The following is a 16852-nucleotide window of genomic DNA, read 5'->3' as shown; positions in this document are numbered from 1 at the left end:
TAATGAGTAAAGCCGACTTCCACCTTCCCGACGGTAATTACCTGTTAAACCATAGTGTTGGCAGGCCGTTAAAAAGCCTGGAGCAAAGCTTTCAGGAACAGTTTTTTGCCCCGTGGCAACGAGGGGTAACCGAACCCTGGGGCCAATGGCTTGGCATTATCGACGACTTTACCGCGCAATTATCCCAGCTATTCAATTCCGATGCTAAATTGTTTTGCCCACAGGTTAACCTGTCATCGGGCCTGACCAAAATTTTACACGCTTTGCCTGCCCTTTCTGCGAAAAACGTCACCATTGTTATGACAGAACAAGACTTCCCAAGTATGGGGTTCGCGATACAGCAAAGTTTACCGAATGCCCGGATACGTTATATCCCCGAGACACAGGACGTAACCGATAGCAATGTCTGGCATCAACACCTGACTAACGATGTGGATCTGGTTTTTATCAGCCATGCCTATTCAAATAGCGGTCAACTCGCCCCCATTGCTGACATTATCAGCCTTGCGCGGGATCGGGGCATTATTTCCATATTGGATATCGCTCAATCCGCTGGAGTCATCCCCCTGGATCTGTCGCTAACTGCACCTGACTTTATGATCGGTTCCAGTGTCAAATGGCTTTGCTCCGGTCCGGGAGCAGCGTATCTATGGATAAATGAACAGCATCTCGATAGCTGCCAGCCCGTGGATGTCGGTTGGTTTTCCCATGAAAACCCGTTCGAATTTGACATTCACCACTTTAAATATCACCCGACGGCGATGCGATTCTGGGGCGGTACGCCGTCAATCGCCCCCTATGCCATCGCCGCTCATACCCTGAAGTACTTCAACCAGCACGACAATACGTGGTTGCATCACCATAATCAGCAAATGCTCGATATGATCTGGCAGCAGCTTGGTGACTTTATTCGTTCGCCGCAATCCCCGGCAAGCCGCTCAGGCACCGCCATTATGCATTTTAATGACAGGCACGAAACGGTCTTGGCAGCACTCGCTGAGGAGCGAATCGCTATCGACAGCCGTGCCCTGGGAATTCGGGTATCTCCTCATGTTTACAATCAGAAGGACGATGTCCAGCAATTTATCCAGGTGGTAAAAGCACAGCTTTAATATATCTGGCAGCCCAATGGGGGTTGCCAGGCTCGCTTTTGGTGAGCGCTAACGGCAAAGCTTCGTGTCTTTTCAGACTCATCTCTCGGTTAACAGGATAAATCCAATCAGGTATTAGCTACGTATATATTCATCAACGAGTTCTTTCGACGAGTAAAGAGTCGACGCGCAGATGAGTACAAGCCAAGTAAACAAAGCGAATATCGAACAGACCAAGCCGCCATCACTGCTATGGCACGGTTTGGCCTTTAACCTTGTCTGGTTTTTAATCGTGGTCATGCAGTGGGGTGCGGTTGCAGCCATGCTAACAGTGATATGGTTCAGCGTCGCACCACCGCGATCAACATCCCTGAAACTGATAGTTGGCTTTGCCAGCATCGGCATCATTGCCGACTTCGCCTTTATCAATGCCGGACTGTTGACTTTCAACGACCTCACCATCAATCCACTGTGGTTGAGTGTACTTTGGATTGGATTCGCCCGCTTCGCGTTTGTCTTTTTGCAGCACTGGCCTCTATCCTACTGGCAGCTAGCACTGATTTCTGCTGTATCCGGACCACTCAGTTATTACATTGGCCACCTCAACCAGGCAGTCATCTTCGACTGGCAACTGATTCCACAAATTCTGTTCTTCGTGCTGTTTTGGGCAGGTCTAATGCCGATGGCACAACGTAGTTGGAGGAAGTTTTCATGATTCCATCAATACCCTCGTCATTATTAACGATGGCAATGTTCCTTGGGCTTAGCGTCACGCCCGCGATGGCTTTCGCTGATGCTTTAAATACGACACAACCGAGCAACATCACCCACTCCCCAGACCCTAACCTGGGTCAGCAGGTTGCCATTTCCAGCAGTGATGGCGGCGGCACGGCTAACATCAGTGATTGGCAGCAAGTGGGACAAGCCGAACTGAAAGTCCTGTTTTGGGACGTGTACCTGGCAAAATTGTTTACTCCAGACGGAGAGTTTGACACGGGCTCTGAGGGTATCGAGCACCCATTGAGGCTACACTTAACCTACTTCCTTGATATCGAGGGCGAAAAACTCGCTGAAGAGACTGAAAAGCAGTGGCATAAAATGAAATTTGAGCACCCGCGCAATTCATCATTCATTGCCCAGTTAGGCGACGTTTTTCCGGACATCCAGGAGCAGGACTCCCTCACTATTGAGACAAGTTCATCGGGCGATGCGAAACTGTTCCACAACCAGCAACTGATCCATGAATTCGAGCCGAGCATTCAAATCGACCAGTTCCTGGCGATTTGGCTATCAGAGAAGTCGTCGCGACCAAAATTGATGAAACAGCTAACCGGACAAAATCAATGAAACTAATACCGTCATCCTGCAAAACGCTAACTGTAATATTCGCTGCACTCTGGGTTATCCTGCTGCTTAGCAGTTGCTCACAATCTGTCGAGGAATATCAAACCACAGGGCCGGATTTTAAGCTCGAGCAGTTTTTTAACGGCAAGGTAAAGGCGTATGGCCTGGTCACCAATTTCAGTGACGATTTTGTCCGTCGTTTCACTGTCGATATCGATGCCAGCTGGGAGGGCGACACAGGTGTACTCGATGAATACTTTCTCTATGATGACGGCGAAAAGCAGTTTCGCCGCTGGGTAATTAAGAGACTGAACGACTCAACCTATCAGGGCAAAGCCGACGACATTATTGGTACTGCAACTGGCGAGCGGTCGGGTGCCTACATTCGTTGGCAATACAAAATGTTGTTAACGGTCGAAGACAGCGAATACGAAGTCTCGTTTGACGATCAGATGATGCTTATCGACGAAAATCATATGATGAATATCGCCAAAATTAAAAAAGTTGGCATTACGGTTGCCAAGGTTACCTTGTTTTTTGAAAAAGAAGAGTAGTAAAACTACTCTTCAAAAATTCCCAACTTACGATCTCGCTCGACGTAGCGATTGAAGCGCTACCACGCACCCTGCCTTGATGTGATTATCCAGTCTATCCCACAATAATGCGACTAACCTGCCCTAAATAAATATCAAATAATAATGATACAAAATGGTACACACTAACCGTTGCTTTATAACTCACCACTGACATATGTTCGTATACCTGAATTTTTATTCAGTCCATTTTACTAACGAGCTGCTCATTACGTAGCAGTAACAAACAGAAGAAGTAAACAATGAATAATAAAAACCCGCTATTTAAACAAAGTTTAATAGCAACTCTGACTGCTATGTATGTCGGTGCTTCAGGCGTCGCAGTGGCAGAACCAGGAGTTAAAAAAGTTGAAGGAACAAGCTTCTACGAGCCTACCTTTACCGCTGAAGATATCGCTCAGGTACAAAAAGAACGTCAGCACTTCTTAAGTGGTGATGTGTTTATTGGCCAACCGGGTGTTGCCAATAAAATCATTAACCCACGCAGCCCTGAACAGATTTTTCAGGCCGAAGAAGGTGTAACAGGTAAGCGCCAGTACATTGTGCAACTCGACGATGAGCCACTGGCAACCTACGATGGTTCCATTTCAGGACTGGCGGCGACAGCCGCACCAAAAAACAGGTCGGTGATGGCTCGCGGACGTGTAAACGTTAAATCTTCCGCTGCAATCGATTACAAAAACTACCTGGTTTCACAACAAAAGCAATTTGTCAGCCAGGTACGCAGTAAAGGTGCAAATGTCAAAGTAGAAAAGCGTTTCACACTTGCTAATAACGCCATGTTGGTGGAAATGACCCAGCAAGATGCGTTATTAATGGCTCAACAACCAGGTGTTAAACGCATCACCCCAAACCGTATTTTTGAACTTCGTACCGATCGCGGTCCGGAATTTATTGGTGCCGAAGCCGCCTGGACCGACGCATCAGCGCCTAATGGCATTGGTGCCAAGGGTGAAGGCATGGTAGTGGGTATCATCGATACCGGTATCAATACTGACCATGTAGCGTTTGCCAGTGATGAAGAGTACACCAATTCAAATCCGTTCGGCCCTGGCGTTTTTGTTGGTGACTGTGTTGCTGATGCAACCCTGTGTAATGATAAATTAATCGGTGTTCGCTCTTATTCGGAAATCACCGATGTTTATTCGGCACCGGAATTCCAACAGTATTCATGGCAATCAAATATGATTCGCCCGGCGAACGGCGAAGATTACAATGGTCACGGTTCTCACACGGCTAGTACCACCGCCGGTAACTGGGTAGAAAATGTCCCACTACAGACAGTTGATGGTACAGAAACCAGTGATGGTGTCGATTTACCATTTAACTTTCCAAAGACTTCTGGTGTAGCACCGAGAGCTCACATTATTTCTTATCAGGTCTGTTGGCCAGGTGGCTCCGGCGATCCATACGCAGGGTGTCCGGAATCCGCAATCTTGTCGGCGTTTGAAGACGCTATCGCCGATGGTGTCGATGCTATTAACTTTTCAATCGGTGGTGGTGAATCCTTCCCTTGGGAAGATCCGATGGAACTGGCATTTCTATCGGCCCGTGAAGCTGGCATCAATGTCGCTGCCGCCGCTGGAAACTCAGGTCCATACTATTGGTCTGCCGATCACACCTCACCTTGGGTAACTACGGTTGGTGCTACTACCCATGATCGAGTGATCGATGCAGGTAAAACGTCAATTTCAGGCTTTGAAGGCGATGCACCATCATGGCGCATTCCGAGTTCCCCTATTGAAGGTAAAGGTTTTACTGAAGAAATTTCTGGTGAATTTGTATTAGCATCGAGCTTTGCTGACCCTGATGAAAACGATGCATACTCGCCGTATTCGTGTAACGTGCCATTCCCGGCAGACACGTTTACCGCAGATCAAATTGTTGTCTGTGAACGTGGCGATATCCCACGTGTTGATAAAGCTAAAAACGTTGCTGCCGGCGGCGCCGGCGGTATTGTACTGGTTAATACCCAATACGGTCAGGCAACCGTAGCAGACAATTTTGTTATTCCAGGCATTAATGTTGCCTCCAACAACAAATTTAAACTTGAGAACTGGATCAAAAACTCTACAGCAGGCACCGCTCGGGCAACGATTAATGTAGCAACTAACAATTACTACATGGATGAAAACCTGGCCAATAACCTGGCACGATTCAGTTCCATGGGACCAAGCCAAACCAATAACACCCTGGTTCCGGATCTTGTTGCGCCTGGCGTTGATATTTACGCCGCAAACGCTGATGACCAGCCATTTACCATGTATCCACGCGCGTCCGACTGGACCTTTATGAGTGGTACCTCAATGGCAACACCACACGTAACTGGTGCGATGACATTATTAAGCCAGTTGCATCCAGACTGGACACCGGCGGAAATTCAATCAGCGTTAATGCTGACAGCGGGCGATGTGTGGTTAAACAATGGTTATCAACTTCTTGAGCCTTATTACAACTTCATGGCCGGTGCCGGTTCTATTAATGTAGACCGTGCCAATAACACTGGCCTTGTCATGGATGAAACCATTGAAAACTATGTCAATGCAAATCCACGTAATGGTGGTTTTGATAACTGGTTGAATATTCCTTCCATGGTTGAGATGGAGTGTGAAGGTACCTGTACCTGGATGCGTACTGTGAAAGCCACCAAAGATGGTAGCTGGACGGTTACCGGCATCGGCCAGGAAGAGGGCGTAGAAATTAGCGTTTCTCCTGCCAACTTTACATTAAAAGCCGGTGAAACCCAGAGCATTATCATTAAGGCATCGCTGCCTAGCATTATTGAGCAAAAAGTCGACCCGAGTGAGCCAGGTGCGCCATGGGAAGTAGAGCTAAACAATTTTGCTTTCTTTAACGGCAAGGTGGTATTAAGCGAAGATAACGGCAATGCACCTGATGTTCATATGCCAATTGTCGCTGCCAACGTTGCTGCACAATTACCAGTATCTCACGATATTGACATTACCCGTGAGCAAGGTTCCGACACCATTATCGTAAATACCGATAATTACTCCCAGTTAACGCCAAGATACTATGGCCTGGTTAAGCCAGAAATCCATGGTGCAGAGTTAACCACGGTAAGTCCATTCTTGTCGAATAACAATATTGAGAAAGGCTGGGACATCAGAGCGATTGAAGTACCGGAAGGCACCAAGCGCTTAATGGTTGAAGTGCAATCTCACGATTATAGCAATCAATTTATGGAGGATAATCCAAGATACGCGAGCTTTAATCCATTTATTGCCGTAGGGATAGATAAAAATGCTAATGGCAGTTTTATTCCGACCGAAGAACAGGCAGCCGAAGGTATTCAAATGCGTGATGAGTACCGCGATGAAATTGTTTGTTTATCGAGCTCACAAGCAGAAAACAATTACTGTAATCTGATTGACCCGATGCCAGGTACATACTGGATAGCGACTATGGCTATTGGGCAGACAGGGGAACCAGTAACCGTTGACACTGGTGTTGCCTTAATTGGTGACAATTCAGACACTGGTCAGCTTACGGTATCTGCGCCAGCGTCACACGACGGTAATGGTGATTACCCGCTGACTATCGGTTGGGATATCCCGGGTGCGAAGAAAGGTGATAAGTACTATGGTGGTTTTGACTTAGGTAATACCGAAGGCGCAGAAGGCACTATCGGCTTTACTGCTCTGAATTTAACTCACAGTGGGGATGCGGTAAGCTGGGAAGTCAGCCAGGACCGAGCAAAATCCATGGACGTTCTTGACGTTACCATGAAGGTTAAGCCAAACCTGGAGTCTGACGATCGCGACTATAACTTCGCTATTACTTTACCTGAAGGCATGCGCTTAGCGCCGGCAACCGTCAAAGCGAATAACCCGCAAATAAAAGCGGCTATCCAGGCGGATGAAAATGGCTTGACGCTAGCTGGTACACAATTATCTACTCGCAATGTCATGCGTGACTATGTTATGACCACTAACCTCACCGATGAGATGTGTCACACACCTCTGATTGATGAGTATTCAGACGGTGGTTATATCGACCTTCATGGTGAATTCCGCATGCAGCCAAACGCTGAGTGGATGGTCGGCGATCACAGAAGTTACGTCGATGCACCGATTGACTGGTTATTCTGGAACCAGGATGCAAGCTTTAAAGTTTACAACCAGGAAAATGGCGGCTTTATGCGTATGCACGCTGTCGGTGCTATGCAGTTCAATCAATCTTACTGGATGATGAGCCTGCATCGTGGTCCTGGTTTCCTGTATGAGTCACTGGCACCTTTCTGGCGCGGTAGCTTTACCATGGATTACCTGCGTAACCCGGACAACCCTCGTGGTTTAACCATTGCGTCGCAGTATGCGGCCGAGCGTCCAGACCTGGGTGATTTACTATTCCTTGAGTTTGATAACGTGACCGATAAATACACCGGTGATGAATTTGACTTTGAAATGATTCTGCGCAGCGGTTTTGACGATCATCCTGGCATGCATGAAATCATCTATGCATACGATAACCTGGGCGCAGATCTTGCCAAAGGTGTTGTCATGATTGAAGGCTTCGATTCAACATTCTCTGCTAACGCTGGTCCTAAAAATGATTATCTTTGGGAAGTGTTAGGTTTTGATAACCTGGACGAAGTACTGCAAGATGACCTGGTCGTGTGTTTTGATTACGTTGGCCCAGAGCAAAGCGAGATCGAATTGTCATTCAAAGTCGCGGTACAACCAGAAGCGACAGGCAAAGACTTAACGATTAACTTTGACTATGACCTTGAAGGTCAGGACAGCGTAGCTTTAAGTCATGACGTGTCTGTTTCCAGCAACCTGAAAATCGCAGAATTTGCTGACATGACGGTTGATGAGAATGGTCGGATTGACGGTATCGAAGTCTTCTACGTGGATGGCAACAAAGTGCCGAACACTATCGAAGTCACGGGTGAAAACATCAGTGCAGAAATCGATGGTGATACGTTTAACCTTATCCCAGATGCCGATACTCATGGTGAAACCATGGTTACCGTTACTGTTCGCGACATCGAACATGCCGGTGACTTTGCTTCAACCTCATTTATGCTAACGGTAATTTCCGATGGCATAGAGAAAGGCTGTACCGACAGCAATGCTACAAACTTCGACAGCAATGCTAACGAAGATGACGGCAGCTGTGAGTATCCACAGCCTCCGGGACAAGAGAAGAAGAAATCAGGTGGTGCTATGTATTGGTTACTGCTGATCCTTGCCGGTGCGATGGTTCGTCGCCGCGGTTAAGCTTAAGCGGTTCTGAAAACTAAGGCTCATTGCCTTAAGAAAAAGCCAGTGACTTGTCACTGGCTTTTTTATTTTCCGTTCAAATGTTTGCAGAAATTTTGTTAATTCTAGTCATGACAACCAGCTCAAACCTTGCTAGCATCGGGCATTAGCAAAAATTATAACAATTAAAATCTGGATCTTTTATGAGCGCTTCTCGTGAACATTTCAGTTCAAAACTAGGCTTTATTTTGGCTGCCGCAGGTTCCGCTGTGGGAATCGGCAATATCGTTGGCTTCCCGGTCAATGCGGCAAAAAATGGTGGTGGTGCATTCCTGGTAATGTACGCTATTTTCGTATTCATGATTTGTCTGCCGGTAATGTTGGCAGAGATGTCGGTAGGACGTAAAACCGCAAAGAACCCGGTTGGGGCTTACCATGCTTTGGGCGGTAAATCCGGCCCCTGGCATTTCGCCGGCCTTCTCGGCATTATCACCCCGTTTATGATCGCCGTATTCTATACGGTACTGACCATTTGGATTTTCATATACCTGATTATGTCGGTCACCGGTAATCTCGATTACCTGGCCAGTGCCGATGGTTTTGGCAATATCATTAACAGCCCATATCTGTTCCTGTCGATGATAGCCGTTGGTGGCCTGGTTGGCTCGATTCTTTCCCTCGGAGTTAAAGACGGTATCGAAAAAGCGGCGAAGATCATGATGCCAGCCTTATTTATCATGTTGGTATGCCTGGTTATTTTCGTATTAACGCTCGACAACGCGATGGCAGGATTAGAATTTTATCTGATTCCAGATTTCTCCAAGATCACCCCGCAGGTAATTAACGGCGCCATGTCACAGGCCTTCTTCTCATTGAGCCTGGGGATGGGAATTTTAGTGACCTATGGTTCCTACATTTCGAAAAAAACCGATATCGCTGGTTCTGCAAAGCTCGTTGCTATCACCGATACATCTGTGGCCTTTATTGCCGGATTGATGGTGCTACCCGCTATTTTTTCATTCAACCCAGATGTTAATACCGATAAACTGAGCGATAGTTCGGTGTCGATGATCTTCGTATTTTTACCGAAAATCTTCCTGGCATTACAAGCAACGGTAGGCTATTTCGTTGCCAGTTTGATTGCTTCGATTTTCTTCCTGTTGGTATTTTTCGCCGCTTTAACGTCTTTGGTCTCCATCATTGAAGTACCGGTTTCTTATCTGATTGATGAGCGCAAACAGCCTCGTAAAACGGCGTTAAGAAACATATTTATTTTCGGTGGTATTCTGGCGGCACTAGCAACTTTATCGTTCGGTATGGTGGATTTCCTTACCAGCCTGACCAGCTATGGCGGTAAATCAAAATCCTTATTCGATGTGATTTACGATATTTTCTATGACACGATTTTGCCGTTAAATGGTTTACTAATCTGTTTGTTCGTCAGCTATCGCTGGAAAAAGCATAACCTTAATGCTGAACTGAGTGAAGGCAACCCGGGCTTTGGACAGTCATTAATGGCCAAGTATGTAGACTTCTCATTGGGAACCTTTATTCCACTTATCCTGGCGATTATCTTTATCAACACGGTTGCCAAGATATTCTTCGGTGTCGATTTGATTGGCTAACCAACCTATCTATCAAACGAAAAAACGGGACCTGGTGTCCCTTTTTTTGTCTCCAAAATTCAAAGGGACATAGATACTGAAAATCAATAATTCTGCCCCCTTGATTATAAAAAAATCCTTTCAATGGCAGTAAATATAACGCCTCATCTGCAAGTATAAAACTGTTCACTAACAATAAAGCCTTCCTCTAGGAAGGCTTTTTAATTCAAACTTTGGGCGTTTCGGCAAAGCTATTTGCCACATTAAGCTTTTGAATTAACTTATTGAGGTAAAAATTCCAGGGTATATATGCTCGCACCTGGCAGAAGCGGTGAAGCAACGCCTTTGACCCAATCATCATGACCTTTACCATAAAATGGTGACAGTGGATGCCCGGACTGGGATGAAGGCATATGAAAGATAGCCTGTTTTTCATGCCCTGGGGATACGACCATACGTTGTGATGAGCCAAACGCTACCCCTTGTACTCTCGGCATAAAGGTGTCACCACGAACCGGCTGTTGTGGCATATCCAATAACCAACCCAAAGCAGGTATCGCTTTTGAGAGGGGGTGTTGAATTTTGGTAATATTGTGAGCCCCCCAGGTTGCCTTATCAATAGAGCCATATTGTGCAACCAGTTGCTGATAGGTAGAGGTTGCAACCGCCTGGCTAAATTCGGTCCAGCTCGAATACCCGTCCGGTAATAAGTGTTGTGGCTGCTCCGTTAAAAGCTGCCACATCGGAACTTCAACCTGACTGCGAATTGGCCGGAACGATAATGCTAATGTGTTTTCCTTACTAACGGATTGCATCATTGCGGTTAATGGCGCAAACAGCTCATCCCTGAGGTTTAATCTGAACTGACGCACAAATAAATACCCAACAGAGTCTATCGCCGCCCGGGCCTGCCAATTGTCCAGAAATTCAACCAACTCAGTATAATCATGTTGTTTTACAAAGGAATCGGTAAAGACTTGGTTCGATAAATAGTTATGCCATGGTGTTAAAAAGACCGCTCTATCGTCGTTTTGAATGTCTAATAAGTCTTGCTCGCTAAACTGCTCTATTGCATTTAAACCATCGCGAATTTGCTGGCTGCGAGCACCAAGTGCGTAGCCACCGTTACCCAAAGTCTGATACATCTCATTACCAACGACCCGGCTGTTTCCCGTCCATAATCGATTCTTCTCTGGGTTTAATACGACAGGGTATTCATCGGACGTCAGGTAGCCAGTCCAGCCAATATCACCCGCACTCCAGTCCTGGGGCACAGCCCAGCCCTGGCTGCCGGTGCTATCTAAGCCAAATTTTCTTGGAATTGCACCGGCAATCGTCCAAGCAATATTGCCATCTTTATCACCAACCATTAGATTTTGCGCAGGAATGCCTGCACTGTGAGCAACGTCGATGGCCTGTTCGACATTTTGCGCGTACTCTAATCCGAGTAAGTTAAAGTTAATGCCCTGTGCGTCGTGAGCCACCCAACGCATGGCGATTAAATTCCCCTGATGGTCTTCACCAATGACTGGGCCCCACTGGGTTAATTGGATGTCTACCGACCTTGATTCCTGGCCTTTTATTGCGACAGTTTCCTGTTCAACACTGAATGCTTTGTAACCTTGTGGGGTTAAATATTGGGCGCCATCTTCTGACAACACTAATTTGATCAGATCGTTCCAGTCACCGTAACTATTGGTAAACCCCCAGGCTATATTATGATTACTGCCAACAACAATTGCTGGCGTGCCTGGTAAAGAAACGCCATCAATCAATAATGGCGTATTATCAGAGGCGTAGCGCAAGCTGGTTCGATACCAGATATTGGGTACCCCGATACCTAAATGCATATCATCGGCAACGATAGCGCTACCAGTTTTAGAAACCTTTCCGGACACAGCCCAGTTATTGCTGCCTTTAAGGCCTTCCTGATTGTCGGGAAATAAGTCAAATCGATTGCCTTGGCGGTTTGTCGGTTGATAAGCAATATCGGCAAAGACTTTGTCCTTAGGGATTTCGCCTTTGGGTAACTGAGTGCCATCTACCGCGGCATCCCAGTTTGAGCCCTCAGGTGTTAAAAACTGAAATGCGTCTTTGGATAATAAATCGGACATCGCCCCTAACAATAATTCTCTGTCACCATACTCATATTGCAGGTCCATGTACATTGAGTACAACACCAATAAACTGTCCTCTGGTAACCAGGGTTTGGGCTCAGCACGCAATAACGCATATTCAAAAGGCTTAGCACCCAGTTCATTTAAACCTTGATTAACGCCTGCGGTGTAATATTGCAATATGGACTGTTGCTCATCGGTTAGTAACGTTACAAATTCAGTCACACGTTTTCTAAACTGGTGAACCCGGACTTTCTTGTCATGATTAAACGCTAATTCACCGAACAGCTCTGCTAGCTCCCCGGCAGAATTTCTGCGTAACAGGTCCATCTGGAAAAAACGCTCTTGTCCATGCACATAACCTAACGCGAAACTCACATCCTGCCGGTTGGTTCCCGAGATTTGCGCAATTCCCTGTTGATCCCGGGTTACTATCACCTCCTGGTCAATCTGACCAACCACCTTACCGTCAAGTTTTGGCAAGCTTTGGCTTAGATACCAATAGATGGCGATCACCATCATTATCAGCACGATGAGTAAAATTTTTGTGGATTTAACTAACAGATTAGTCATTAAGTCATCCTTAGATTTTTATTGTTGTTTGGCATCAGGGAAATAGGCTGTTTCTTGGCTGCTTTTACCTAACATTAATAATGAGTTTACCGCAAACATGAATACGAAAAACAGCCCTGATTGTGCAGAAAATACAACTAATTTTCGTTTAATTGCAGCAAACGTTGCTTATCTGTTCTTCGTGTTCATAGAAGAAAATGAAATACTCACTTAGATTCCCTGTCGTAGCAGGGAATGACTCGATGTGGGAGCCCGCACTCCACTTCCCACCGAAAATACGCGTCCATGCATTTTCGGCATACCGGTCATCCATGACCATAACCTTCCTCTTACGCTTCCACCTAAAATACGCATCCGTGCATTTTCGGCATACCGGTCATCCATGACCATAATGCGTAACTGGCGCTGTTGGCACTGACGTTGCTTTTTCGCTACACTAGCGCCCAATCCCTGTTACCTGATTAACACCGTAATCATGCAAGAACTCATTCCTTTGATCCGCCTGCCAGGCCACAACGACGATATTCCCGCGACAGATGCACAGCGTCTGTTTCACGGCCGTGGGCATCAATACCCGGGATTTGAGCATATTTGTATCGACTGGATTCCGCCGGTTGCCGTGATTTCGTTATTCAGGGAAGAAAATGACGAGGCGCTAAACAGGTTAGCGGATTACCTGCAAAGCAACATTGATGGTTGTTGTTCAGTGCAGTTGCAGGAAAGGTTTCTATCGCAAGCACCGTATCGGCTGCTACGTGGCAAGCAAATCGATGCATTAGATGCCATCGAAACAGGGCTCAAATACGGACTAACGCTGGGTAAATCGCAAAATCATGGTTTGTTTTTTGATATGCGCAATGGCCGTAACTGGGTAAGGGCAAACGCAAACGACAAAAATGTCCTTAACCTTTTTGCGTATACCTGTGCATTTTCCGTAGCAGCTATCGCCGGCGGTGCCCGTCAGGTGGTCAATATTGATATTGCCAAAGCCCCCCTGGCACGGGGCCGGGATAATCACCGACTTAATGGTCATCCGTTAGAGAGGGTAAAGTTTGAGGGTGTGGATATTTTTAAATCCTATGCGCGCCTCAGAAAATATGGTCCTTATGATTTACTAATTTGCGACCCGCCTTCGTTTCAAAAAGGCAGCGTTAATATCCAGCGTGACTATGGGAAAATCATTCGCCGCGTACCACAACTCATAGCTGATCATGGTTTACTCATGTTGTGCCTGAATTCACCGGATTTAGACCAAAAATTTTTAAAAGATACGGTAGCCCAGGAATGCCCCGAATGTGAGTTTATTGAAGAGCTTTCACCGCCAGACGTCTTTATCGATGCCGTTGCTGGTAAAGGCCTGAAAGTGTTGATTTATCGTTATCGAAAATCGGAATAAACACTCATTTTGCCGGTTTCAGGTTTCAGCGGTCAGTGTAGGCCTGAATCGAATCCTGGCTCACGTTTCTCGTTTCTCGCTTTTAACCAACAACCATCTTTAGTGCAATAGCGATCAAAATCAGGCCACCGAAAACCTCGGCTTTACCCTCTAACCAGGTACCGCTGCGATGACCAATATAGACACCTAATGCACTGAAAACCGCGGTGACTGCCGCGATAACGAGGCACGCCAACAAAGGCTGAACGGCAAGCAAGGTAAGGCTAAAACCGGCTGCCATTGCATCGATACTGGTTGCCAATGACAGAATCAACATGACTTTGAAAGTGATTTGAGCAATATCTTCTTCAATTCCCTCAGCGAAACCCTCATAGATCATCTTTGCGCCAACCAGTGCTAATAGAGCAAACGCAAGCCAGGGAGCAAAGCCGTCAATCCAGCCCAGCATACCTTTACCACCCAGATAGCCAAGTAGGGGCATAAGCCCCTGGAACAGGCCAAACATAATGGCGGCAATCATCGCCAACCGAAATTTCGATGACACAGGTTTTGACCCTAAACCAATCGAAACGGCAAAGGCATCCATGCTAAGTGCAATGGCTAAAAATATAACTTCAATCATCAACTTATCCGGTAAATTCTGCCCGCACCCTATATCACCACTCTGATCGCCAGAGCGATTAATACGATGCCGGTTATTTTATCCACGATCACACTGTTTTGCTTTAACCGGTTCAGTACCGGTCCTCGAGACAAACCGTACGCAACAATGCAGTACCACAAGGTATCTATGCCGCCGACCGTGGCGATCATAATCAATTGTTGCTGCAAAGTCGCATTTACATCAACAAACTGACTGAACAGGGCGAGGAAAAACAACGCCAGTTTTGGATTTAAAAACGCGATAAGAAAGCCATCACGCCAGCCGTGGACCTTAGGTTCCCCATCAGTATTTGCATAGTCTAACTTGATGTTGGTTCCCTTGCTGCGTAGCGCATTAACGGCTAAGTAAACGAGAAAGGCTGCACCGGCATATTGAATAATGCTGTAAAGCGTTGGCGACTGAACAATAACCAGGCCAATCCCGGTTACCGCGATGGCCGCATAAAGGGCAACACCAAATCCATGACTAATTGCCGTTGCAAGACCTGCACGTTGCCCACCTAACATGGTATTACGCACAACCAGCGCCAGGCTGGGCCCAGGAGACAGTGCCCCAAGAATGCAGACCAGGACTAGTGATAACCAGAGTTCAACCGCCATTTCGTTATTTCCAGGAATTGTGAAGGACTTATGATAACAATGCTGAATGATAATACCAATGGAGAAAGAAAGTTGGTTGATTCTAATTTTCAGCACAAGGCATTTAAAAATGTGACGTTATTTAAACCTGGTGGTGTCATTTTAAGTAACACTATTACACGAAAGTTACGCCCGTTGCTTGTCATTAAATTTATCTTTTTTACAGTCGTAAGAATAATCAATCTTCAGACGCCATTGCTATAAACTACACTTAGAATTAACTGTAATGGGAGAAAACCTGATGTTTAACAAATCCTTGTCTGTGTCTCTGCTCTTTACCTGTTGTTTGCTTTATACGGGGTTAAGCGTATCGGTTTTTGCGAATCAAAACTGTCAGCTTGCCGCGACTGAACTCAAACAATTGAAACTGGATATGCGCCAGAGCGAAAATCAGTACAAAGAAATGCAACGGCGGCAAAGCCAGCAAAGAAATATGCCCCAATCGGAGAGCGAGCGGCAGCTCATGTATATGGAAAAGCAACGCTATCAACGCCAGCAAACTGAATACCAACAGCGCCAGGATGCCCTTGAGAAAATTCTCGAAGACTGTCGCCAATATCGAAACGATGAATAACGAAAAAGGCCAAAAAGTTGCTTTTTAAGCTAATCAGATTACCACCCCCTATCTCAACACTAAATTAATATCAATAAAATCAACGCATAACAAATTCGGTTCGATATTTGCTTGTTTACTAATAATTAGTTATCGATAAGGAACACGCATGTTGGCAACAAAGATTAAGACCCAGCTGTTAATGCTGATCGGCTGGATGCTGTTGGTAATAGGGTTGATTTTCATATTACTGCCGGGACCGGCAATTCTGTTCATTCCGTTAGGGCTTGGCATCCTGAGCCTGGAGTACGCGTTCGCCAAACGCTGGCTGCGAAAATACCAACGTTATTCCAGTCAGGCAGCCCAAAAGATGGATGACTGGTTCACACGTCGCCAGTTTCAAAGAGTGTTTAAACGTCATTAGTCGGGTAACGTTGCCACTACGGGTTTTTATGGCGGCGTTTATGCGTGGCCCACTTCACTGGACAAATGACCCAGGTCAATACCGAGTTTTTCAGCCGCTCGCTGCCAACGAAGTTCGATCGGCGTTTCAAACAGGATCTGCTTATCGGCATCGGTATTTAACCAGGAATTTTGTTGAAATTCTGCTTCCAGCTGGCCGGCAGACCAGCCCGCATAACCCAGTGCGACAATAAACTGATCCGGTGCTTTGTCGGTACCTAAAGACTGCAGGATGTCCTTCGACGTCGTGATCATAATATCATCTTTAAGTAATAACGATGAATGCCATCCGGATTGGCTATTATGCAAGACAAATCCGCGATCCGGCGATACAGGTCCACCGGCAAGAACCCGTTGGTTGCTGACATCCTGTAATGAATGTTCAGAATCAATCTGCCGGAGTAATTCTTTCAGGGTAATTCTTACCGGTATATTGATCACCAGGCCCATGGCGCCATTGGCATTGTGCTCGCATATGTAAGTGACCGTTTTAGTAAAATACGGGTCATTCAGAGTGGGCATCGCGATTAACAACTGATGTTCTAAACTTTGCACGCAAATATTCCTATGTGTTAGACCAGGAAGCCAGTTT

Annotated in this window: 14 protein-coding genes; 9 read left to right on the top strand and 5 right to left on the bottom strand. The window is 46.2% G+C overall.

Going from position 1 to position 16852, the window contains the following annotated elements:
• Positions 1-2 precede the first annotated feature (2 nt).
• From E8M12_RS02460 to E8M12_RS02435, 6 genes are all read left to right on the top strand, one after another.
• On the top strand, positions 3-1112 hold the full coding sequence (locus tag E8M12_RS02460; RefSeq protein ID WP_136734492.1) for an aminotransferase class V-fold PLP-dependent enzyme: 1110 nt from the start codon (positions 3-5) through the stop codon (positions 1110-1112).
• A gap of 172 nt (positions 1113-1284) precedes the next feature.
• A complete protein-coding gene (locus E8M12_RS02455; RefSeq protein WP_136734491.1) occupies positions 1285-1806 on the top strand; it encodes a DUF2878 domain-containing protein in 522 nt (173 codons plus the stop codon).
• A complete protein-coding gene (locus tag E8M12_RS02450; RefSeq protein WP_136734490.1) occupies positions 1803-2438 on the top strand; it encodes a chalcone isomerase family protein in 636 nt (211 codons plus the stop codon). The genes E8M12_RS02455 and E8M12_RS02450 overlap by 4 nt, the downstream gene beginning before the upstream one ends.
• Positions 2435-2989: a DUF3833 domain-containing protein gene (locus E8M12_RS02445; RefSeq protein ID WP_136734489.1), complete on the top strand. Its 555-nt coding sequence runs from the start codon at positions 2435-2437 to the stop codon at positions 2987-2989. Before E8M12_RS02450 ends, E8M12_RS02445 begins: the two co-directional genes overlap by 4 nt.
• A gap of 281 nt (positions 2990-3270) precedes the next feature.
• Positions 3271-8271, top strand: coding sequence for a S8 family serine peptidase (locus E8M12_RS02440; RefSeq protein ID WP_136734488.1), 5001 nt, complete (start codon positions 3271-3273; stop codon positions 8269-8271).
• 185 nt (positions 8272-8456) lie between these two features.
• Positions 8457-9878, top strand: a complete 1422-nt coding sequence (locus E8M12_RS02435; RefSeq protein ID WP_136734487.1) for a sodium-dependent transporter — start codon at positions 8457-8459, stop codon at positions 9876-9878.
• A 260-nt stretch (positions 9879-10138) separates the two neighbouring features.
• On the opposite strand, the gene E8M12_RS02430 is transcribed toward E8M12_RS02435, so the two are convergent.
• Positions 10139-12547: a penicillin acylase family protein gene (locus E8M12_RS02430; RefSeq protein WP_136734486.1), complete on the bottom strand. Its 2409-nt coding sequence runs from the start codon at positions 12545-12547 to the stop codon at positions 10139-10141.
• 210 nt (positions 12548-12757) lie between these two features.
• Complete coding sequence (locus tag E8M12_RS02425) at positions 12758-12994, bottom strand: hypothetical protein (protein WP_136734485.1); 237 nt, start codon at positions 12992-12994, stop codon at positions 12758-12760.
• Positions 12995-13022: 28 nt separating this feature from the next.
• Between E8M12_RS02425 and E8M12_RS02420 the strand changes: the two genes are divergently transcribed.
• Positions 13023-13943 carry a class I SAM-dependent methyltransferase gene (locus tag E8M12_RS02420; RefSeq protein ID WP_136734484.1) on the top strand — a complete coding sequence of 307 codons (921 nt, stop codon included), beginning with the start codon at positions 13023-13025 and terminating at the stop codon, positions 13941-13943.
• Positions 13944-14025: 82 nt separating this feature from the next.
• On the opposite strand, the gene E8M12_RS02415 is transcribed toward E8M12_RS02420, so the two are convergent.
• Together E8M12_RS02415 and E8M12_RS02410 are read right to left on the bottom strand one after the other, a co-directional pair.
• Positions 14026-14565 (bottom strand): manganese efflux pump MntP, encoded by a 540-nt coding sequence (locus E8M12_RS02415; protein ID WP_136734483.1) that lies wholly within the window; start codon positions 14563-14565, stop codon positions 14026-14028.
• 29 nt (positions 14566-14594) lie between these two features.
• A complete protein-coding gene (locus E8M12_RS02410) occupies positions 14595-15206 on the bottom strand; it encodes a LysE family translocator (RefSeq protein ID WP_136734482.1) in 612 nt (203 codons plus the stop codon).
• 280 nt (positions 15207-15486) lie between these two features.
• Between E8M12_RS02410 and E8M12_RS02405 the strand changes: the two genes are divergently transcribed.
• Together E8M12_RS02405 and E8M12_RS02400 are read left to right on the top strand one after the other, a co-directional pair.
• A complete protein-coding gene (locus E8M12_RS02405) occupies positions 15487-15819 on the top strand; it encodes a hypothetical protein (RefSeq protein WP_136734481.1) in 333 nt (110 codons plus the stop codon).
• A 148-nt stretch (positions 15820-15967) separates the two neighbouring features.
• Entirely contained in the window at positions 15968-16222 is a 255-nt protein-coding gene (locus E8M12_RS02400; protein WP_136734480.1) for a PGPGW domain-containing protein, read from the top strand.
• A 38-nt stretch (positions 16223-16260) separates the two neighbouring features.
• Here E8M12_RS02400 and E8M12_RS02395 read toward each other — a convergent pair whose 3' ends face one another.
• Positions 16261-16815, bottom strand: coding sequence for a YqgE/AlgH family protein (locus tag E8M12_RS02395; RefSeq protein ID WP_136734479.1), 555 nt, complete (start codon positions 16813-16815; stop codon positions 16261-16263).
• Positions 16816-16852 lie beyond the last annotated feature (37 nt).

It is taken from the genome of Thalassotalea mangrovi (genome assembly GCF_005116735.1).
GTDB classification, from domain to species: domain Bacteria; phylum Pseudomonadota; class Gammaproteobacteria; order Enterobacterales; family Alteromonadaceae; genus Thalassotalea_A; species Thalassotalea_A mangrovi.
This window is presented reverse-complemented; position numbering and strand designations above follow the sequence as displayed.